At 49.2% G+C, this 21846-nt stretch carries 21 protein-coding genes; 18 read left to right on the top strand and 3 right to left on the bottom strand.

Annotated elements, in window-relative coordinates; translation table 11 throughout:
• Positions 1 to 6: 6 nt before the first annotated feature.
• Positions 7 to 1083 (bottom strand): ABC transporter substrate-binding protein, encoded by a 1077-nt coding sequence (locus AC07N2_RS16345; protein WP_494779187.1) that lies wholly within the window; start codon positions 1081 to 1083, stop codon positions 7 to 9.
• Positions 1084 to 1322: 239 nt separating this feature from the next.
• On the opposite strand from AC07N2_RS16345, the gene AC07N2_RS16340 reads away from it, so the two are divergent.
• The 6 genes from AC07N2_RS16340 (at position 1323) to AC07N2_RS16315 (ending at position 5877) form a co-directional block, all read left to right on the top strand.
• The gene (locus AC07N2_RS16340) at positions 1323 to 1916 is read left to right on the top strand and encodes a hypothetical protein (RefSeq protein WP_494779186.1); all 594 of its coding nucleotides are present in this window, start codon (positions 1323 to 1325) and stop codon (positions 1914 to 1916) included.
• 173 nt (positions 1917 to 2089) lie between these two features.
• On the top strand, positions 2090 to 2857 hold the full coding sequence (locus tag AC07N2_RS16335; RefSeq protein ID WP_494779185.1) for a GNAT family N-acetyltransferase: 768 nt from the start codon (positions 2090 to 2092) through the stop codon (positions 2855 to 2857).
• A complete protein-coding gene (locus AC07N2_RS16330) occupies positions 2854 to 3726 on the top strand; it encodes a UDP-2,3-diacylglucosamine diphosphatase (RefSeq protein ID WP_494779184.1) in 873 nt (290 codons plus the stop codon). The genes AC07N2_RS16335 and AC07N2_RS16330 overlap by 4 nt, the downstream gene beginning before the upstream one ends.
• Positions 3708 to 4745, top strand: a complete 1038-nt coding sequence (locus AC07N2_RS16325) for a glycosyltransferase family 4 protein (RefSeq protein WP_494779183.1) — start codon at positions 3708 to 3710, stop codon at positions 4743 to 4745. Before AC07N2_RS16330 ends, AC07N2_RS16325 begins: the two co-directional genes overlap by 19 nt.
• A 318-nt stretch (positions 4746 to 5063) precedes the next feature.
• Positions 5064 to 5408, top strand: coding sequence for a zinc ribbon domain-containing protein YjdM (locus AC07N2_RS16320; protein ID WP_494779182.1), 345 nt, complete (start codon positions 5064 to 5066; stop codon positions 5406 to 5408).
• Positions 5409 to 5472: 64 nt separating this feature from the next.
• A complete protein-coding gene (locus AC07N2_RS16315) occupies positions 5473 to 5877 on the top strand; it encodes a hypothetical protein (protein ID WP_494779181.1) in 405 nt (134 codons plus the stop codon).
• Positions 5878 to 5954: 77 nt separating this feature from the next.
• On the opposite strand, the gene sixA is transcribed toward AC07N2_RS16315, so the two are convergent.
• Both sixA and ppk1 read right to left on the bottom strand, forming a co-directional pair.
• The gene (sixA, locus tag AC07N2_RS16310) at positions 5955 to 6413 is read right to left on the bottom strand and encodes a phosphohistidine phosphatase SixA (protein ID WP_494779180.1); all 459 of its coding nucleotides are present in this window, start codon (positions 6411 to 6413) and stop codon (positions 5955 to 5957) included.
• A gap of 4 nt (positions 6414 to 6417) precedes the next feature.
• The gene (gene ppk1 / locus AC07N2_RS16305; RefSeq protein WP_494779179.1) at positions 6418 to 8517 is read right to left on the bottom strand and encodes a polyphosphate kinase 1; all 2100 of its coding nucleotides are present in this window, start codon (positions 8515 to 8517) and stop codon (positions 6418 to 6420) included.
• A 178-nt stretch (positions 8518 to 8695) separates the two neighbouring features.
• Between ppk1 and pstS the strand changes: the two genes are divergently transcribed.
• The 12 genes from pstS (at position 8696) to pseB (ending at position 21846) form a co-directional block, all read left to right on the top strand.
• Positions 8696 to 9736: a phosphate ABC transporter substrate-binding protein PstS gene (gene pstS, locus AC07N2_RS16300; protein ID WP_494779178.1), complete on the top strand. Its 1041-nt coding sequence runs from the start codon at positions 8696 to 8698 to the stop codon at positions 9734 to 9736.
• Positions 9737 to 9871: 135 nt separating this feature from the next.
• Positions 9872 to 10864 carry a phosphate ABC transporter permease subunit PstC gene (gene pstC / locus AC07N2_RS16295; protein WP_173830610.1) on the top strand — a complete coding sequence of 331 codons (993 nt, stop codon included), beginning with the start codon at positions 9872 to 9874 and terminating at the stop codon, positions 10862 to 10864.
• Complete coding sequence (gene pstA, locus AC07N2_RS16290; protein WP_494779177.1) at positions 10861 to 11721, top strand: phosphate ABC transporter permease PstA; 861 nt, start codon at positions 10861 to 10863, stop codon at positions 11719 to 11721. Before pstC ends, pstA begins: the two co-directional genes overlap by 4 nt.
• A 19-nt stretch (positions 11722 to 11740) precedes the next feature.
• Complete coding sequence (pstB, locus tag AC07N2_RS16285) at positions 11741 to 12526, top strand: phosphate ABC transporter ATP-binding protein PstB (RefSeq protein ID WP_076590879.1); 786 nt, start codon at positions 11741 to 11743, stop codon at positions 12524 to 12526.
• Between the two features lie 69 nt (positions 12527 to 12595).
• Positions 12596 to 13306, top strand: coding sequence for a phosphate signaling complex protein PhoU (gene phoU / locus AC07N2_RS16280; protein ID WP_076590880.1), 711 nt, complete (start codon positions 12596 to 12598; stop codon positions 13304 to 13306).
• A gap of 5 nt (positions 13307 to 13311) precedes the next feature.
• The gene (gene phoB, locus AC07N2_RS16275) at positions 13312 to 14001 is read left to right on the top strand and encodes a phosphate regulon transcriptional regulator PhoB (protein ID WP_076590881.1); all 690 of its coding nucleotides are present in this window, start codon (positions 13312 to 13314) and stop codon (positions 13999 to 14001) included.
• A gap of 17 nt (positions 14002 to 14018) precedes the next feature.
• Positions 14019 to 15335, top strand: coding sequence for a phosphate regulon sensor histidine kinase PhoR (phoR, locus tag AC07N2_RS16270; RefSeq protein WP_494779176.1), 1317 nt, complete (start codon positions 14019 to 14021; stop codon positions 15333 to 15335).
• Positions 15336 to 15486: 151 nt separating this feature from the next.
• Entirely contained in the window at positions 15487 to 16920 is a 1434-nt protein-coding gene (locus tag AC07N2_RS16265) for a mannose-1-phosphate guanylyltransferase/mannose-6-phosphate isomerase (RefSeq protein WP_494779175.1), read from the top strand.
• Positions 16921 to 16939: 19 nt separating this feature from the next.
• Positions 16940 to 18025 carry a GDP-mannose 4,6-dehydratase gene (gmd, locus tag AC07N2_RS16260; protein WP_494779174.1) on the top strand — a complete coding sequence of 362 codons (1086 nt, stop codon included), beginning with the start codon at positions 16940 to 16942 and terminating at the stop codon, positions 18023 to 18025.
• A gap of 12 nt (positions 18026 to 18037) precedes the next feature.
• Positions 18038 to 19027 (top strand): GDP-L-fucose synthase family protein, encoded by a 990-nt coding sequence (locus tag AC07N2_RS16255; protein ID WP_494779173.1) that lies wholly within the window; start codon positions 18038 to 18040, stop codon positions 19025 to 19027.
• 12 nt (positions 19028 to 19039) lie between these two features.
• The gene (locus tag AC07N2_RS16250) at positions 19040 to 20806 is read left to right on the top strand and encodes an ABC transporter ATP-binding protein (protein ID WP_494779172.1); all 1767 of its coding nucleotides are present in this window, start codon (positions 19040 to 19042) and stop codon (positions 20804 to 20806) included.
• Between the two features lie 41 nt (positions 20807 to 20847).
• Complete coding sequence (gene pseB, locus AC07N2_RS16245; RefSeq protein WP_494779171.1) at positions 20848 to 21846, top strand: UDP-N-acetylglucosamine 4,6-dehydratase (inverting); 999 nt, start codon at positions 20848 to 20850, stop codon at positions 21844 to 21846.

The following is a 21846-nucleotide window of genomic DNA, read 5'->3' as shown; positions in this document are numbered from 1 at the left end:
TCGTAGTTAGAAGACCAGACCGCTCTTTTTGAAGAGTGCAATATCGACATAATTCGACAAATGATTGCTGCTAGGCGATGCATAGATCGATAAACCGCCCAGATCGATATTGGTATCCTGGCTCATCAATTCCTGCAAGGCTGTGCGCGAAGAGCGTTTGGATCGTTGTATGGCCTTTGCCAGGGCCTTGGCGACGGTAAATCCTTCCAGTGTCAATGATGACGGCGGCTCGTCGCGATATTTCTTCATCATGTTCAAATGTTCCAGTTGAATAGATGACTTGCCTGTGTTCGGATTGGGGACGACTTGTGAAAAAACCGTCCATTCCACTGCACGTGGACCTGCCAATTCACGCAATGTCTCCAGATTGATCAGCGAAGTGCCAGCTACAAAAGTCTGTGCCGCGTATTTGCGGAATTCCTTCAAAAACAATGCCGTGCTGATTGTATCGGCAATCACAATAACGAAGCCTGGCTTGGTTGCCGCGAGCTGGCTGGCTTCCTGTGCGTTCTGCTTCTCGTTATTTCCTATTTTTGCGGAACCGGTCAATTTCAATCCACGCCCGCGCAACTCCGTCGACAGGTTGCGAAATGCCTGCTGAGCTGATGGTGCATCCTGATAAACGATGCCGACATCCGTCATGCCGAGCTGGCTGAAGTGGGAAAAGATGTGACGCACTTCCTGCAGATAACTTGGTCGCCAGAACAGCACGCGGTTGCTGTTCAACTCGATGGCATCGACCAATGGTGCAAATAAAACCAGATTGCTGCGCTTGAAGGATGGCGCATTCAGCACGGCTTGTGCGACGTTATCGCCGACACCACCCAGCAAATAATCGATTTGGTCGCGCTCAATCAATTCGTTGACTACCTTGACGGCGACCGCAGGCACGGCTTGATCATCTCGTACAACGTAACGAATCCGCTTGCCATTGATGCCGCCAGCCGCATTCAACGCATCAAAATAGGTTTTGATGCCGGCCACATAGTCACGACCGATAGAGGCATTCGGACTGGATAAGTCTATCGCCTGTCCGATCACGATCGTGTTGGCATCATCTGCCGCGTAGACAGAAGTTGACATCAGAAAAGCAGTGGAGGCGATCGAGAAGAGCCGGAGGAGGGTCATGAGTGGAATGTAGTTATCGTATTTGACCGTAATTTTGTTATTGGATTGTGACCTCTTGATGAATTTTTATCGCGGCAGTGCAACATATTGAAAGTTCTGTTTGCGGGTATTACATTGAGGTTTTGCCATTTTTATTGCAAAAAATAGATAAACTATATATATTATTTATACTATTTATTATTAAGGAGAAGCCTGTGTCGAACGAAACAGAAGTAAAGGTGGAAGTGAAGCCAGCCGCTACCGTAGCTGCACCAGCAAAAAAAGCAGCAGCAAAAAAAACACCAGTTAAAACATCGGCTAAAAAAACAACAGCAAGCGCTGCCAAGCCTAAGACTGCAGCTACTAAAACTGTGAAGAAACCGCTTGCAGCAGCCAAGAAGCCTGCAGCTAAGAAAACTGCAGCTACTAAGCCAGCAGTAAAGTCCAAAGCGCCAGCGAAAAAAGTTACAGCGAAACCAGCGGTAACCAAACCGGCAGCAACCAAGCCTGTCGTCAAGGCAGTCAAGCCAGTGGCAAAACCAGTTGTGCAAGCAGTAGCGAAACCTGCGCCAGAATTAAAAGGCAAAAAAGCCAAACTGATACGCGACAGCTTCACGATGCCGGAAATCGAATATCAGGTCTTAAGCGATGTGAAAAAAACTTTCCTGAAAGCCGGCGTGGCCGTCAAGAAAAGCGAATTGCTGCGTGCCGGTGTTGCGCTGATCAAAGACCTGGACATGAAAAAACTCAATGCCGTGATCTCGGGCTTGTCGCCACTCAAGGCCGGTCGTCCTAAGAAATCCAAGTAAGACTTTCTGCTCCACGCAGAAATCTGATTGCCTGTTGTTTCATGGCAAGTCCAAACCGGCGCAATGCGCCGGTTTTTCATAGTGTTGTCGTGTCATGAAAATGACATGCTCCTGTCATTTTGTTGAAGTAATCAACAGTTACGCTTCGTTCGTCATAATACAAAGGACGACACATGCGATTACTGAATGCTTCTGCCGATACCAATCTTGCTTCTCCCAAGCTGACGCTGAGCGTTGCCAGCACACAGAAAGAAGTACGTGAAGTACAGCGTTTGCGTTACAAGGTTTTTATCGAGTCTATGGGACTGTCTTCACTGAAGAACGAAGAGAGACTCGATAAGGATGAATTTGATGCATATTGCGATCACTTGATCGTGCGCGATGCAGAAACACTGAAAGTGGTAGGCACCTACCGCGTCATGAGCCCGCAAGCTGCACGCAAGATGGGCCAGTTCTATTCCGAACAAGAGTTTGACCTGAGCCGTCTGAACAATCTGCGCAACAGCATCGCTGAAGCCGGACGTGCTTGCATCCATCCGGACTACCGCAGCGGCGGCGTCATCATGATGTTGTGGGCCGGTCTGGCCGCTTTCATGAAAAAAGAGAAGTGCGAATACCTGATCGGTTGCGCCAGCGTCAGTCTGGCCGATGGTGGCCACAATGCAGCGGCGCTGTATCACTCGCTGGCTGAAAACAATCTGGCACCGGCCGAATATCGCGTCACGCCACATTTGCCTTTCCCTATCGCTGAACGTGAACCCGGCCATGTCGCCGTGGTACCACCGCTGATCAAGGGTTATCTGCGCAGCGGTGCATGGGTTTGCGGCAATCCGGCCTGGGATCCTGATTTCCATAGCGCCGATTTATTCATGTTGTTGCCACTGTCCAAGCTCGACAGCCGTTATGCACGTCACTACCTGAAAGAGGGAAAGACAGCATGAAACCACGCGACCAATTTTTGACGACTGATTTTATCGGCTCGGGAGTTGGTGCGAAGCGCGAGCCTGTTCGTGAATCGAACAAGTTTCGCGCTATCTGGATTTCAGATGTTCATCTGGGAACAACCGGTTGTCAGGCGCAGAGACTGCTGGAGTTTTTGCGTAAAACGGAATCGGAAACCTTGTATCTGGTCGGTGACATCATTGATGGCTGGCAACTCAAACGTCGTTGGTATTGGGAGCAGTCACATAACGATGTGGTGCAAACCGTCCTGAAAAAAGCCAAGAAGGGAACGGAAGTCATCTTCGTTCCTGGCAATCATGACGAGGCAGTGCGTCAATTCATCGACCTTGATTTTGGTGGCATACGCATACGCGATGAGCTGGTGCATACAACGGCACAAGGAAAACGCATGCTGGTATTGCATGGCGATCGCTTCGATGGAGTGATCGCTTGTGCCAAATGGCTGGCCTATGTGGGCGACAACCTCTACACGGTCATCCTCAAATTCAATCAATGGTTCAACACCTGGCGCGCCCGTGCCGGTTTGCCGTACTGGTCGCTGTCGCAGTACTTGAAGCTAAAAGTGAAAAACGCCGTCAGTTACATCTCTTCATTTGAAAATGCCTTGGCAGCAGAAGCCAAACGGCGCGGTCTGGATGGGGTGATCTGCGGTCACATTCATAAACCGGAAATCCGCGAAATTGACGGCATCACATATTGCAACGATGGTGACTGGGTAGAAAGTCTGTCCGCATTGGTAGAGGACATGTCCGGTGCATTACGTCTGGTGACCTGGCAAGAGATCGTCATGCCACAGCAATCAGCGAAACATGAAAAGGTAGACGAATTATGCGTATCGCCATCGTAACGGATGCCTGGGAGCCGCAAGTCAATGGTGTCGTCAACACGCTTAAGGCAACGCGCAAACAGTTGCGCGCGAATGGTCATGCAGTACTGATGATCACGCCAGAGAACATGCGCAGTTATTCCTGCCCTACCTATCCGGAAATCCGCCTGGCCTACAAACCGTATGCCAAGGTCGCTGCCGCGTTGGATGACTTCGATGCAGACTGTATTCATATCGCGACAGAAGGGCCGATGGGTCTGGCGGCACGACGTTACTGTATCAATCACGGGCTGGATTTCACGACCGCTTATCACACTCGCTTCCCGGAATATTTGCGCGCACGTTTTCATCTGCCGCTGGCACTGACGTATCGCTGGTTGAAGTGGTTTCATCGTCCTGCGAAGGCTGTGATGGTGCCCACACCACGCATGCAGGATGCTTTGGAGAAAAGCGGTTTCAAGAACGTGGTGCAGTGGAGTCGCGGTGTTGATACAGATTACTTTAAACCCGGCCAGCGTGAAGAAATGACACTGGAGCGTCCGCTGTATCTGTATGTCGGACGTCTTTCAGTTGAAAAAAATATTGAAGCATTCTTGCAGATGGAATTGCCCGGCGCGAAATGGGTGATAGGCGATGGACCTATGCGCGAAGAGCTGGAGAAAAAATATCCGGACGTACATTTTCTTGGTGCCAAACCGCATGAAGCGTTACCCGCCTATTACAGTTGCGCGGATGTATTTGTTTTCCCTAGCCGTACCGATACGTTTGGTTTGGTCTTGATCGAAGCCATGGCTTGCGGCGTACCAGTCGCTGCCTATCCGGTCGAAGGCCCGATAGACGTGGTTGTGCATGGCAAGTCAGGCATGTTGAATGAAGATTTGACGCGCGCGTGTTTTGACGCATTGAATCTCAAGCGTTCGGTGGTGCGTGAACATGCGCTCGCTTACTCGTGGAGTGCCGCGACGCAGCAGTTCTTGATGCATTTGCATCCTGTGCGCAAAACAGACCATATTCCTATGGCACGCTCGTCATTGGCGTGAAACATTGCGTATGCGTTTAGTGGGTTGTTTTCTTATTATGTGATGATTGTTTGAGTGGCTGCGGAGCCTCAACGACAATAAACCAAGCTGGATGGGGAAGTTTCCTGTCCAGCGACTCCTTCAGAACGGAATTCTCTTTTCGTTCAACTCATTTTCCGAGTCAGCTTAAGCCGGTAATATTTTTTCGTAGTCACTGCCTTGTGTTCGCGTTGCTGCAGCACTTGGCTGCTTTCGTCTTCCCTCAAAAAGAAGCAGGTATGCGGTGGCACGCAGTATACTGTGCTCTTTTCAGTCCTTGCCTTACCAGAAAGATTACTCATGAGTGCTTTACCTCCATGCCCACAATGCAACTCCGAATTCACGTATGAAGACAGCGGTCTTTATATTTGCCCGGAGTGCGCGCATGAATGGTCTGCGCATGCCGCTGCAGAAACCGTTGAAGAGGGAAGCAAGGTCTATCGTGATGCTGCAGGGAATGTATTGCAGGATGGCGATACCGTCACAGTGATCAAGGATTTGAAATTGAAGGGTTCCGCTGGAGTTGTTAAGGTGGGAACCAAGGTCAAGAATATCCGTCTAGTGGATAGCGATCATGACATAGACTGCAAAATCGATGGCTTCGGTGCGATGAGTTTGAAGTCGGAATTCGTCAAAAAGGTCTGATCTTGCAGCAGCGATGCCTGATTGTGTCGCCTTACGATAATTCACTTATAGCGTGATCCCTGATATGCAATCGCCTTCATTTGTTATTCGAGAAGAATGTCCGCCCGGTGCTTGCAGCTGTGCGCGGGATGACTTGTTGAATGATCCTGCCGGCGATCTGCGCATACTGCAACTGACGAAGTTGCAAGAGAAGAAACTCATCGAGCGGATTGAAGCTATTTCCAGCTATGCAGATTTGAAGCATATGGAAGAGCGTATGTACGCGCAGCTAGGTATCGTGCTGAACATTACGCCGGGTTTGAATGAAGTCAAGACGGTGCGCGGTTTGCAGATCGAGCTGGTAGAACGTCCGGGACTTTGTCGGAAGACTAAACAATCAATTCCGGCGGCTATTCGTAAATGTCTCGAAAAGAATCCTGAAATTACCTACGCCATCCTGGATACCTACGGCTTGTTTGGGCAAGACTAAACGCTGTATCGTCGGTGTGAGCTGTAACGAAATCAGATACCTGATGCGCGTGCCGAGCATTGTCGGCACCCAATTCTTTACTTAGCCAATAAATCCGGTGCCATCACCGCGCGCACATAATTGCCGGCGATCTCGCTGCGCTCACGTTGCACTATCCACCAGACATTCCCTTTGCGTATCGTCCAATCTTGCGCTGTGCCAGTAAGTAAAGTGGAAGCAACTTGTCCCAGCGTTGGCTGATGGCCGATGATCAGAACGGGTTCGCGGCTATCTGGCCAGTGTGCTGCGGCCAGAATTCTTTCTACGTTTGATTCTGGTGCCAGGTCTTCAACGATCTTGAATTTTCGTCCCAATGCTTCGGCCGTTTGGACCGTGCGTGTAGCAGGGCTGACGAGGATTTTGCAGCTGTTAGGCAGATTGTGATCCAGCCATTCAGCCATCTTCCAGGCTTGCTTATGGCCTTTTGCCGTCAATGCGCGGCCCTCGTCGGGTTCACCCATCTCCGCTTCTGCATGACGCCACAAGATCAATTCCATTTTTTTACTCCACAGGACTACCCAGGACTTGCATCAAATGTTGCTGCGCGCTGAATGCGCCAGATTTTCCGCGGGGCTTACGTTTTTGATAGATGCCGTTGGAATCTAGTTCCCAAGAGTTGAGGTTATCTTTGAGGTAAGGATTCAAGCCTTCTTCGATCACACGTTTTTTCAATGCTGGATCGATTATCGGAAAGGCAACTTCTATGCGTCGGAACAGATTACGGTTCATCCAGTCCGCGCTCGATAGATAAACATCGTGTGCCAGGTCGTTACGGAAATAATAGATGCGGCTGTGTTCCAGAAAGCGTCCGACGATGGAGCGTACGCGTATGTTGTCCGACAAACCGGGAACGCCAGGGCGCAATGCGCAGGCACCACGTACGATCAGGTCGATTTTTACACCGTCGGCAGAGGCAGCGTACAAGGCACGTATGACTGATTCATCCAGCAGGGCATTCATCTTGGCGATGATGCGGCCGGGGCGACCGGCTTTGGCAATCTTTGCTTCGTTGCGGATGGCGCGGATGAATTCCTTCTGCAAGGCGAAAGGTGCCAGCCACAGATGGTTCAGTGTTTTTGGTTTGGTCAGACTGGTCAGATGTATGAAGACTTCATTGACTTCCGTAGCGATGGCCGGATTAGCTGTCAGCAAGCCAAAGTCGGTATAGAACTTGGTCGTGCTCGGATGATAATTGCCGGTGCCCAGATGCGCGTAATAGCGCAATGCGCCACCTTCGCGGCGAATCACGAGTGCCAGTTTGGCATGGGTCTTCAAGCCAACGACGCCGTAGACGACTTGTGCGCCTGCGCGTTCCAGCCTGTCAGCCCAGTTGATATTGGCTTCTTCGTCAAAGCGTGCCATGAGTTCTACGATGACGGTCACTTCCTTGCCGCGCTGTGCCGCGGTGATCAGCGATTCCATCAAGTCGGAGTTCATGCCGGTGCGGTAAATCGTTTGCTTGATCGCGACTACATCCGGATCCTGCGCCGCGCTGCGTATGAAGTCGAGCACAGGCTGGAATGATTGAAATGGATGATGCAACAAGACGTCGTGCTTGCTGATGACGGCAAACAGATCAGCATTCGACAGTTTGGCCGGATACATCGGCGAATAGGGCGGGAAGCGTAGTTCCGGCTTGGTCACGAGATCGATCAACTCGGACAGGCGCACCATGTTGACTGGACCGTCTACTGCATACAGACGGTTTTTATCGATGGAAAACTGTTCAAGCAGGAATTGCGACAGATGCGGCGGGCAGTTTTTGGCCACTTCCAGACGGACGGCGACGCCGAAGTTGCGGCTTTGCAATTCGCCTTGCAATGCTTGCCGCAGATTTTTGACCTCTTCTTCATCTACCCACAGGTCACTATTACGTGTCACACGGAATTGCGAGTAGGCCAGCACTTCGCGCCCGGTGAATAGATCGCTGATATGCGCATGGATGATGGAAGACAAGAGGCAGAAGGAAACGCCATTCTTCGATAATTCCGGCGGTAATTGAATCACGCGCGGTAAGACACGCGGCGCTTTCAATATGGCAATCGCAGTGCCGCGGCCAAATGCATCCTTGCCGGACAGTTCGACGATGAAGTTCAAACTCTTGTTAACTACTTGAGGGAAGGGATGTGCCGGATCCAGCCCGATAGGCGTCAGCAGAGGGCGTACCTCACGGTCGAAATAGGCTTTGACCCAGGCACGCTGTGCTTCATTGCGATCCTGGTCGCGTAATAAATGGATGCCTTGTTCTGCCAATTGGGGCAAAACACTCTCATTTAAGACACGATACTGACGTTCGACGATTTGATGACATTCTGCGCCGGCGATGGCCAAGGCAGCGGAAAGTGCAGGCGGTTCGATGAATTCGCCATCTAAATGGTTGTTGGCAAGCAAGCTGGCGATACGTACTTCAAACAGCTCATCCAGATTGTTGCTGACTATACATAAGTATTTAAGACGTTCCAGCAAAGGCACGGCCGGGTTCTCTGCCTGCGCCAGTACACGGCGATTAAATGCCAACTGTGACAATTCACGATTCAAATAAATGGCACTTTGTGACGGAATAGGTGCTGTGATGATGTCTGGCGCGACTCTCTTATGCATTTTCTTTACTTTGGCCATTGGTAACCTCGCCGAGTGTAGTGGCCCATTATGACAACTTAATGACAGGGATTTTTGCTCAAAATCAAGTTTATGACATGATTTTTTAGAAGTCATAAAGCTGTCATAATTGTTCGCTAGAGTTCGCACTGTCTTATTTAGTTAACCCTAAGGAGCAGATATGCGATTGAATCAATTTGTAAAAACCGCCGTAGTAGCTGCAAGTGCAGTCATGGCGTTTTCCGCAGTAGCAGCTGATATTACAGGTGCTGGTGCAACATTCCCTTACCCAATCTATTCGAAATGGGCTGAGTCCTATAAAGCAGCAACCGGCAATGGCTTGAACTATCAATCCATCGGCTCCGGCGGCGGCATCAAGCAAATCAAGGCAAAAACTGTTGATTTCGGCGCATCCGACATGCCGCTGAAAGAAGAAGAGTTGGAAGCTGAAGGCTTGATCCAGTTCCCAGCGATCATGGGCGGCGTAGTGCCTATCGTGAATCTGGACGGCATCACACCAGGTCAATTGAAAATGACGTCAGAAGTATTGGCGAACATTTACCTCGGCAAAATCACCAAATGGAACGATGCACGTATTGTTGCGTTGAACCCAGGTGCAAAACTGACAGATTCCGACATCACCGTTGTTCACCGTTCGGATGGATCGGGCACCACTTTCCTGTGGACCGACTTCCTGTCGAAAACCAATGCTGACTTCCAAAAAGAAGTGGGCGCAGGTACAGCAGTTAAATGGCCAGCAGGCGTAGGCGGCAAAGGTAACGAAGGCGTTGCAGCTAACGTACAACGTATCAAAGGTTCGATCGGCTATGTTGAATATGCATACGCTAAAAAGAACAAAATGTCGCACACACAGTTGAAAAACCGTGACGGCCAATTCGTGCAACCTGACGATGAAACCTTCAAGGCAGCAGCTGCCGGCGCTGACTGGGCAAAAACCCCAGGCATGGCTGTCATCCTGACTAACCAAGTTGGTAAAGCTAGCTGGCCTATCACTGGCGCATCGTTCATCCTCTTGCACAAATCGCAAGCATCGGCTGAGCGCGCTAAAGAAGTCTTGAAATTCTTTGACTGGTCCTACAAAAACGGCGGCGCAATGGCTGCTGATCTGGACTACGTTGCAATGCCTGCACCAGTTGTGAAATTGGTTCAGGACGCTTGGAAAGCAAATGTTAAAGATGCTTCCGGCAAGGCTATTTGGTAAGAGCTGATTTAATCGTAGATTCAGTCGCTATTTAACTAAGGGCTGTCTCAGTCACATCGCGAGATGCGCTGAGGCAGTCCTGCTTAAAACCAAATAATTATGAGCGCAAGTTTTAACACTATCCCTGCCCACGCAATGAATCTTGATAAAGACAATAGTGACGGCGGTATATTCAGCAAAGCGCTGATGGCCACGATGCGTAAGCAACGGCTACAGGACTTTCTATTTCATAAAATTACGTTCATCTTCGCGTTGAGCGTTTTGTTCGTTTTGCTCGGCATCATTGCATCACTGATGATCGGTGCCTGGCCTGCATTTAAAGAATTCGGTTTGCCCTTTATCACCAGCGTTGAGTGGGATCCAGTCAACGATAAATACGGTGCGGCAATTGCCATCGTTGGTACTTTGGTTACCTCTTTCATCGCCTTGTTGATCGCTTTCCCGATCAGCTTCGGCATCGCTTTATTCCTCACTGAAATTTGCCCGGCATGGTTGAAACGACCACTGGGCACGGCAGTTGAATTGCTGGCCGGTGTGCCTAGTATCATCTACGGTATGTGGGGTTTGTTCGTATTTGCACCTTTGTTTTCGGATTACATACAGCCTGCATTGGCCAATACCTTGGGCCACATCCCAGTCATCGGCCAATTGTTCAAAGGCCCGATGATGGGCATTGGTATTTTGGCTGCCGGCATCATTCTGGCGATCATGATCATCCCGTTCATTGCTTCTGTGATGCGTGATGTGTTTGAAATCGTACCGCCGGTTCTGAAAGAATCGGCGTATGCACTTGGTTGCACCAAATGGGAAGTGGTACGCAAGGTGGTTTTGCCTTACACGCGCATTGGCGTGGTTGGCGGCGTGATGCTTGGTTTGGGGCGCGCACTGGGTGAGACGATGGCGATTACCTTCGTGATCGGTAATGCGCACAAATTATCGTGGTCCTTGTTCTCCGCGGGTAACAGTATCGCGTCGACGCTGGCGAATGAGTTCGCAGAAGCCGAAACGACTCTGCACGTATCGTCACTGTTTGCTCTCGGCTTAATTCTGTTCGCGATCACTTTCCTCGTTCTGTCTGCTGCGAAGATCATGTTGATGGGTATGTCCCGCAAGGAAGGCGCTAAATGAAAACCGAAGCAATGAACCCTGTTTATAGAAAACGCCTGTTTATCCATCGCGTCGGTATCGCATTATCTTTCCTGGCGATGATGCTGGGCCTCTTCTTCCTGATGTGGATTTTGTTCACGCTGGTGAGCAAGGGTGTAGGCGCGATCAATCTGGCGATCTTTACGCAAACCACACCGGCACCTGGTAGCGAAGGCGGTGGTTTGATGAACGCGATCGTCGGCAGCTTGCTGATGGTTGGTGCGGCAGTCTTCATCAGCACACCTATCGGCATCCTCGCCGGTATCTATCTGGCTGAATACGGTGAAGTGAGCTGGTTCGCCAAGATCACACGCTTTGTTACCGACATCATGCTATCGGCACCATCGATCGTGATTGGCTTGTTCATCTACGCAATCTATGTGGCGAACGTTAAACATTTTTCCGGTTGGGCAGGTAGCTTTGCGATTTCATTGATTGCGATTCCTGTTGTGGTGCGTACGACTGACAATATGCTTAACCTGGTACCAACCAGCTTGCGTGAAGCAGCGTTCGCACTTGGTGCACCGCGCTGGCGTGTCGCGACCTTTGTGCGTTTGCGCGCAGTCAAGGCTGGTGTGATCACCGGTGTCTTGCTGGCAGTAGCACGTATCTCTGGTGAAACGGCGCCATTGCTGTTCACTGCCTTGAACAATCAGTTCTACAGCTCCAACATGAACGCGCCTATGGCCAACTTGCCGGTGGTGATCTATCAGTTCGCGATGAGCCCGTATGACAACTGGCGCTCGCTGGCATGGGGTGGTGCATTGCTGATTACCTTCAGCGTACTGGCACTGAACATCTTGTCGCGCTCGATGTTCAACCAAAAAATCCATAATTGACTTTATCCAAGCGAACGCTATGACTACTCAAACGTCTGTGGACATGACAAATAAAAAAACACTCGAAATCGCCAATCTGAATTTCTTCTACGGTTCCTTTCAAGGCCTGAAGAATATCAATCTGGATATTCACGATAAAAAGGTAACAGCATTTATCGGCCCATCCGGCTGCGGTAAATCAACCTTGCTGCGTACCTTCAACCGTATGTACGACTTGTATCCAGGTCAACGTGCGGAAGGCAAGATCATGTACCACGGCAAGAACATCCTGGAACCAGGGCAAGACGTGAACATGTTGCGCGCCAAGGTCGGTATGGTGTTCCAGAAGCCAACACCGTTCCCAATGTCGGTCTACGACAACATCGCCTTCGGCGTGCGTCTGTATGAAAACCTGCCTAAAGGCGAGATGGATGAGCGCGTCGAATGGGCTTTGAACAAGGCAGCGCTGTGGACTGAAGTTAAGGACAAACTCAACAAGAGCGGTCTCAGCCTGTCCGGTGGTCAGCAACAGCGTTTGTGTATCGCCCGCGGTGTTGCGGTCAAACCTGATGTGCTGCTGCTGGATGAACCAACCTCGGCGCTGGATCCAATCTCGACAGCCAAGATTGAAGAATTGATCAGCGAATTGAAAGGCGATTACACCATCGCCATCGTGACGCACAACATGCAACAAGCAGCGCGTTGCTCTGATTACACCGCTTACATGTATCTGGGTGAATTGGTCGAATTCGGTGAAACCGATCAGATATTCATGAACCCGAACAAGAAAGATACACAAGATTACATCACTGGTCGTTTCGGTTGATTTGATAAAAATAATTATTGCGTAAGCACCGTATACAACCTTTAACAGAATTCATTTAGGAGAAACCTGATGCCAGGCGAACACTCTTCCAAGCAATACGATATGGACTTGGAGACCATCCGTTCAAAAGTATTGCTCATGGGCGGTCTTGTTGAAAGCCAGTTTCAAGACGCTATCTCGTGTTTTAGAACAGGCAATATTGCGCAAGCTGAGCAAGTCATTAAAGCGGATGAAAACGTCAATAGTCTGGAAGTGTCCTTGGACGATACTTGCAGCCATTTGATCGTCAAGCGCCAACCTGCTGCCAACGATTTGCGCACAGTGATGGCAACGATCAAGGTGATTACCGATCTGGAACGCGTCGGTGACGAAGCGACCAAAATTGCACGCGCGGCAAAGAACATTACTGAGCGTGGCGTGACGACCATCAATCATTACGAAACCATCCGTGTCATGGCAGTTAGCGCAGGCAATATGCTGCACGATGCCTTGGATGCGTTTGCCCGTCTCGATGGCAAGCAAGCGATCAAATTGATTGCGCAGGACGAAATAGTTGATCACGAATTCCGCTCCATCATGCGCACTCTGATTACCTTCATGATGGAAGATCCGCGCACCATTTCCGGCGCACTGGATACATTGTGGGTTGCCAAGGCGATTGAACGCATCGGCGACCATGCAAAAAACATTGCTGAATACGTGATCTACATTGTCGAAGGCAAGGATATTCGCCATACTGATTACGCTGCTACGCAATTAGACGAACGCACCACTAACTGAAGACCATGGCTGCCGAAAAACCTACCATTTTGATTGTTGAAGATGAACCGCCGATTATCGAACTGGTGACATTTACTCTGAAAGGCGCCGGCTGGAATGTCGCCGCCGTTCAGACTGCTGGCGAAGCGTGGGACTACATTCAGCATCGCTTGCCACAATTGATTCTGCTCGACTGGATGTTGCCGGACCAAAGTGGCTTGCGCCTGTTGTCGCGTATTCGTGCGGATAGACAGTTCAATGAACTGCCTATCATCATGCTGACGGCAAAAAGCATGGAAGAGGACAAGATTGCTGGTCTCGATAACGGTGCAGATGACTACGTTACCAAACCATTCTCACCACGCGAACTGACGGCACGTATCAATGCTTTGTTGCGTCGGAAGACACCAGAACATTCGCAAACCTTGATGACAGCAGGGAATATCAGCCTGGACCCGGTTAATTTCAGCGTCAGCATGAACGATGAAAAAATCGACATCGGCCATGCAGAATTCAAATTGCTGAAGTTTTTCCTTGCGCATCCGGATCGCGTGTTCTCCCGTAGTCAATTGCTCGACAAGGTCTGGGGCGATCATGTTGTGATCGAAGAGCGTACCGTCGATGTTCATGTGCTGCGTTTGCGCAAAGCCTTGAAAGATGCAGAACACTTGATCAAAACGGTGCGTAGTGTAGGCTATATGCTCTCAGAAAAATAAGCCTAGCCAACCCGTCTATGAATCCTCAGTTGTTGTTCTGGGTACCCGCAACCCTGCGTTTATCCATCATCTTGATATTCTCCGCCGTGGCCGGGTATTTTTTCGGCCCGATCACAGGTCTTGTAACGGCGCTGGTTTTAGTGATCACGCTGATCGTTATTCAACTCAATTATTTGTATCTTCTGAGCGGTTGGCTCGATCATCCAGATAGCGAAAAGCTGCCGGATGGTTGGGGCGCATGGACGGATATCTTCTCGCGTCTATATCGTTTGCGTCGCGACGATGAACGTAATCGTGCCGAATTGACTGAATGGCTGGCGCGCTTCCGGCAGGCGATGAGCTTGTTGCCGGATGGTGTCGTCATCATGGATGACGTGCTCTTCCTTGAATGGTGCAATCCGGCTGCAGAAAAACATCTTGGCCTGAATAATGGCCGCGACAAGGGCATGCGCGTCACCAATCTGATTCGTAACCCTGATTTTATCGATTACATCATTCTCGGCCGCTACGAACAACCGCTTACACTCAGCGTTAAGGATCGTAAGCTGATCGTGCAGATCATCCCGTTTGAGAATCGTCGCCAAATTCTGGTCACGCACGATGCAACGGAATCAGATCGTATCGAAATGATGCGCCGCGACTTTATCGCCAATGCTTCGCATGAATTGCGCACACCACTGACTGTGATCAACGGCTTCCTAGAAATTGCTCAGGGTCAGCCTGACCTCGATCCCGGTGTTCGCATGTCGCATCTGAACCTGATGATAGAGCAGGGCAAGCGTATGCAGAATTTGGTCGAAGACATGCTGACGTTGACTCGTCTGGAATCGATCGACTATCCGTTACGCCCTGAGCACGTCAATATTCCTAATCTGTTGCGTCAAATTTTGCAGGAGGCAGAAGCCTTATCTGGCGGGCGTCATGTTATTTCACTAACAGTAGATGGCCCGGACATTCAGGGCAGTACTGATGAGTTGCGTAGCGCATTTGGCAATCTCGTCTCGAATGCGGTGCGTTATACACCAGAAGGTGGTCGTATTGACATCAAATGGCAAGTTACGGCTAGCTGGCCACAGTTTTCGGTTAAAGATAGCGGTATAGGCATACGCGCCGAGCATATTGTTCGTCTGACTGAACGTTTCTACCGTGTGGACAAGAGCCGTTCACGTGAGACTCAAGGTACAGGTTTGGGACTGGCCATTGTTAAGCACGTGCTGCTACGGCATGGCGCGGTGTTGGCGATTGAGTCGCAACCAGAGATGGGCAGTACATTTATTGTGAAATTCGATAAGAACGTGATTGATAGCGAAATGACCAAGGCGTTAGCAAGCTAGGCCAATTGTTCAAAAAACTTAATCTCGGTCCCTGAACTTTACTTTTTCCTCTAGATTGCATTTGATTAATTCTTTTGCAATGCAGTAAAAATGGCTTATCAATCGACTAAAATACGGCAAGCGTATTTTAGTATGACTGAAAGTTATTTAGATGCTTCTTCCCATCATTCTGTCCGGTGGTGCCGGTTCACGTTTGTGGCCGGTTTCCCGCGAAGCCTTGCCCAAGCCGTTTATCGCCTTGCCGGACGGCGAGACTCTGCTGCAGAAGACACTCAAGCGTGCAATTGCACTGCCGGGGGTGGAGCACGTCCTGACGGTTACTAACCGCGACTATTACTTCCTGACACGCGACGAGTATGAGTCCCATGCAGATGCCGCTGATGGGGAGGGTATCGTTCATGACTATCTGCTTGAGCCAATGGGCCGCAATACAGCGCCGGCGATTGCCGCAGCAGCTTTGCATGCTGCGCGCAAATACGGCGATGACGTGGTTTTGCTGGTATTACCCGCTGACCATTTGATCAAGGATCAAGAGTCTTTTGCGCAAGCCGTGGCACATGCGCAGACACTGGCTATACAAGGTCATCTAGTGACTTTTGGTATCCAGCCGACAGCGCCTGAAACCGGTTATGGCTATATAGAGAGTGGAGTAGCACTGGCAGGGCCGGCTGGCAATAAAGTTGCCCGTTTTGTCGAAAAGCCGGATTTGGCGACAGCTAAGGACTACCTTGCTTCCGGGCGCTTCACCTGGAATTCTGGCATGTTTTGCTTCACGGCAGGCGCCATGCTGGCCGCACTGCGCGCCTGCGCGCCTGAAGTGCTGGCCGCGGTTGAGCAAACCTTTGCCGCTACTGTCTTGGACAAGGATCCAATTGTGCTGGATGCGGCGACTTTCGCTGCTGTGCCGGATATTTCTATAGACTATGCCGTGATGGAACGAGCCGATAAGGTCGCCGTCGTGCCCGTCAGTTTCGACTGGAGCGATATAGGTTCATGGTCAGCCTTGGCCGAGTTGGTGGCGCCGGACGAGCGCGGCAATCGCGCCAGTTGCGATACCGTATTACTGGACTCTGATAACTGTTTTATCCAGAGTGATACGCGTATGGTTGCCGCGATCGGTGTCGATGACCTCCTAGTAGTAGATACGCCGGACGCCTTGCTGATTGCCCATAATTCTCGTGCGCAAGATGTAAAGTCGGTCGTTGCCCAGCTAAAACTGCTGTCCCATGCGACGGTGCATCATCACCGTAAAACGCATCGTCCCTGGGGTACGTATACCATTTTGGAAGAGGGCGAAGGCTTCAAACTCAAGCGTATCGTGGTTAAACCGGGAGCCAGCCTGTCACTGCAAATGCACCATCACCGCAGTGAACATTGGGTGGTTGTATCTGGCACGGCCAAGGTCATTAACGGCGAACGTGAAATTCTTGTCCAGCGTAATGAATCCACGTATATTCCTGCCGGTACTGCACACCGCCTTACTAATCCCGGTGTCGTGGATTGCGTCATGATAGAAGTACAAACCGGAGATTATCTGGGTGAGGATGATATTGTCCGCCTGGAAGACCGTTATGGTCGTGTTTAACCAATAGTAGAAAATAACCATGCGTAAAGTTGCATTGATTACAGGCGTTACAGGGCAAGATGGCGCTTATCTGGCCGAATTTTTGCTGAACAAGGGCTATGAGGTGCATGGCATCAAGCGCCGTACCTCCCTGTTCAATACGGATCGGATTGATCACCTGTATCAGGATCCGCATGAAAAAGACAGGCGTTTCATCTTGCATCACGGCGACATGACGGATTCGTCCAGCCTGATACGCATCATCAAGCAAACGCAGCCGGATGAAATTTATAACCTCGCGGCGCAAAGCCATGTTGCGGTCAGTTTTGAAGAGCCTGAATACACGGCCAATTCTGACGCGCTGGGTACATTGCGCGTGCTGGAAGCAATCCGTATTCTGGGCCTGGAGAAGAAGTCACGCTTTTACCAGGCGTCGACTTCCGAGCTGTACGGCCTGGTGCAGGAAACCCCACAAAAAGAAACCACACCGTTTTATCCGCGCAGCCCGTATGCGGTTGCCAAATTGTATGCCTACTGGATTACGGTCAATTACCGTGAAGCGTACGGTATGTACGCCTGCAACGGCATACTGTTCAACCATGAATCGCCGAATCGCGGCGAAACCTTCGTCACACGCAAAATTACCCGCGCATTGGCGCGCATTAAGCTTGGTCTGCAGGATTGCCTCTTCCTCGGTAATATGGATGCCAAGCGTGACTGGGGACATGCGCGTGACTATGTTGAAATGCAATGGCTGATGCTGCAACAAGAACAACCAGAAGATTTTGTGATAGCTACCGGTGTGCAGTACAGTGTACGAGACTTTGTAGACACGGCCGCGAAAGAACTTGGTATCACGATTACTTGGCAAGGCCAGGGCGTCGATGAAAAAGGCTATGACCAAAATGGTCGTTGCATCGTCGCTGTCGATCCGCGCTATTTCCGCCCGACCGAAGTTGAAAGCCTTTTGGGTGATGCTTCCAAAGCTAAAGCTTTGCTGGGCTGGACACCAAAAACCACGTTTGATGAGTTGGTCGCGGAGATGGTGCGCGAAGATTTGAAGAGCGCGGAAAAAGACGAATTGGTCAAAAAACATGGTTACCAAACTATGGATTATCGCGAATAGTCAGGCATACACATGAATCTTGATAGCAAAATTTACATTGCAGGCCATCGTGGGCTGGTTGGCTCAGCCTTGATGCGGCAGCTTGAGACACGCGGCTATAGTAATCTGCTTACTTGTACGCATGCAGAGCTGGATTTGACGAACCAGTCGGCGGTGCAGGCTTTCTTTGCTAATGAAAAGCCAGAGTACGTGTTCTTAGCTGCCGCCAAGGTCGGTGGTATTCATGCAAACAATACTTATCCCGCCGAGTTTATTCATCAGAATCTGGCAATCCAGACGAATGTGATTCATGAGGCTTGGCGGAGCAAGGCCAAACGCCTATTGTTTTTGGGCTCATCCTGCATTTATCCAAAAGACTGCCCTCAGCCGATCAAGGAGGAATATTTGCTGACAGGTGAACTTGAACCTACTAATAGCCCTTACGCACTCGCCAAAATCGCTGGCGTAGAAATGTGCTCGAGTTATAACCGGCAATATGGCACGCAGTATCTGGCAGCAATGCCGACTAATCTTTATGGCCCTGGTGATAACTATCATCCGGAAAATAGCCATGTGATTCCTGCTTTGATTGGTAAAATTCATGAAGCTAAAGTACAAAATAGTGCCAATGTGACTCTTTGGGGAACAGGGAATCCTAAGCGAGAATTTCTCTACAGTGATGAAATGGCAGATGCTTGTGTTTTCCTGATGAATTTATCCGACGAAAAATTTAATACATTATTGAACAAAGAAGCTGGAAGGCCGCCATTGATTAATATTGGGACAGGGATGGATTTGACAATTAGAGAGTTGGCTGAATTGATTGCTCAAGTAATTGGCTTTAAAGGTGGCTTTCTTCAAGATGTTACCAAGCAAGATGGCACGATGCGCAAGTTGATGGATGTGCAAAAGTTAAATAACCTTGGTTGGCAAGCAAATATAAGTTTAAGGGATGGTCTTGCTATGGCTTATCAAGATTATTCACTGGTAAATAATCAACGATGCAATTCTGCATTCAAATAACCACAAAAAAAATTGTCAATTATTTATAAAATCTGGGACATGCTTACATTGGCTGAGCGGCGCAATGCATTATTGCTGCTTGGATTGATGTTCATTGGGATGTTATTAGAGACACTTAGTGTGGGGATGGTAATTCCGGCAATCGCTTTACTTACGCAAGGTGAGCAGGTCCAAAATTTTCCCTTGCTGCAGCCTATGTTTCGAGCGCTAGGAAACCCTGATCAACGAGCTTTGGTTGTTGGCGGGATGTTGGCTTTGGTTGGTATTTATATTATCAAAACCATGTTTCTTGCGTATTTAGCATGGGAGCAAACACGATTTTCTTTTAGTGTACAGGCGCATTTATCTCAACGATTATTTGCAGTTTATCTTCAACAGTCTTATACCTTTCATTTGCAGAGAAATTCGGCGCAGTTGGTTCGTAATGTCATTAATGAGGTCAGCTTATTTGCCAATAGCGGTATGGTTCCCGGGATGTTGTTGTTATCTGAATCCATTGTTTTGGTCGGCTTATGTGCGCTGCTTCTCTTGATTGAACCCATAGGTACGATGATTGTAGTTGGCGTGTTGGGGGGGGCTTTTTTTTGTATATATCGTTTCACACGTACACGCATTGTGCGGTGGGGGCGAGCTCGTCAACATCATGATGGTTTGCGAACTCAGCACTTGCAGCAGGGTTTGGGCGGGGTGAAAGACGTAAAATTACTTGGCCGCGAGCTTGATTTCTTGGCGCAATACCAAGTGCATAATCTTCAAAGCGCTAGGGTAGGGCAAATGCAATCCTTGCAACAACAATTGCCACGTCTTTGGTTGGAGTTGTTGGCTGTTTCAGGGTTGGCACTTTTAGTTGTAAGTATGTTGGCCCAAGGTAAAAGTATGGAAAGTATTGTTCCGACCTTGGGTTTATTCGCTGCTGCTGCCTTTCGCCTGATGCCCTCGTTAAATCGTGTGTTGAATGCAATGCAATCTGTGCGTTACACGCTTCCTGCCATAGAAACCTTACATGCAGAATTGAAGTTGGTAAGTCCAATTTCTGACGAAGTTAAACATGAAGATGAGTATCCACCTTTAGAATTTCAGCAGGATATTTGTCTATCTAATATCAGTTATACCTATCCTGGAACACAGATAGCAGCCCTCAATTGCTTGAATCTAAGTTTTCGACGCGGGGAGTGCATAGGTTTTATAGGAGCTAGTGGATCAGGGAAGAGCACATTGATAGATGTGATCTTGGGGTTGTTGCCGCCAGATCACGGTGAAGTCAAGGTGGATGGACGCTGCATTAAGACAAATATGCGCAGTTGGCAGAATAAAATTGGTTATGTTCCTCAAACCATTTATCTGACTGACGATACACTACGGCGCAACATTGCTTTTGGTATTCCAGATGAATTAATTAATGATGTTGCGGTTAAACGTGCAATTCAGGATGCGCAGTTGGAGGCAATGGTAGCGAATTTGCCAGATGGGGCTGAAACGATAGTTGGTGAACGAGGTGTGCGCCTATCTGGAGGGCAACGTCAACGCATAGGTATTGCACGATCTTTGTATCATGATCCATCTGTACTTGTTCTGGATGAGGCGACCAGTGCGTTGGATACGGATACAGAGACCGATGTAATGCAAGCCATTAGGGCGCTGCAAGGAACGAAAACCATCATTATCGTTGCTCACAGATTATCAACAGTTGAGCAATGTGATCGGTTATATCAATTTGACGCAGGTAAGCTTAGCCAAATGGGAACACCTGCTGAAATGCTTATAGGTAGGCATTTGTAATAGGTCTTAACTTAATATGATACAAAATTGGATTAACAAACATGCTGAATAACGCCTCAATCTTAATTACTGGCGGTACTGGCTCCTTTGGTCACAAATTTGTGCCGATGACGCTTGCCAAATACAATCCTCGGCGCTTGGTAATTTTCTCTCGTGACGAGATGAAGCAATGGGAAATGGCGAAGCTATATGGCAATGATGAAAGGGTGCGTTTCTTTATTGGTGACGTGCGCGACAAGGATCGACTTGAACGCGCACTGCAAGGCATCGACTATGTTGTGCATGCAGCTGCGACCAAAATTGTTCCAACTGCCGAATACAATCCTTTTGAATGTGTGAAAACCAATATTATTGGCGCCATGAATCTGATTGATGCATGTATCGATCAAGGTGTTAAGCGAGTGGTTGCCCTTTCTACGGACAAAGCCAGTAGCCCGGCAAATTTGTATGGTGCAACCAAATTGGCTTCGGATAAATTGTTTGTCGCTGGTAATTCTTATTCCGGCACAGGAAGTACCAGATTTTCAGTCGTGAGGTACGGCAACGTGATGGGTTCACGAGGTTCTGTGATTCCATTTTTTATGTCGCTTATGGAAAAAGGCGTGCTCCCTATTACTGACGAGCGTATGACGCGCTTCATGATCACCCTAGAACAGGGGGTTGATCTAGTATGGCATGCATTTGAAGATATGGTCGGAGGAGAGATTTATGTTAAAAAAATTCCATCCATGAGGGTGACGGATGTCGCTAAGGCTGTTGCGCCTGAAGCCAAGCATGAAATCATAGGTGTGCGCCCAGGTGAAAAATTGCACGAACAGATGATAGGACCAGAAGATGCTCTGCATACGTACGAATATGCAGAGCATTTCAAGATACTGCCCGCAATTCACAAATGGAGCGAAGACCCAATACGTATTAATGGTGGAGAAAAAGTGGCGCCGGACTTTAACTATTCTTCGGATAACAATACTGAATGGATGGAGATTGATTCCTTGCGTACATGGATAAAAGAAAACGGTAACTTGGTCGGTAAGTTTTAA

This window comes from Herminiimonas sp. GW821-FHT09C12, assembly GCF_059416385.1.
This window is presented reverse-complemented; position numbering and strand designations above follow the sequence as displayed.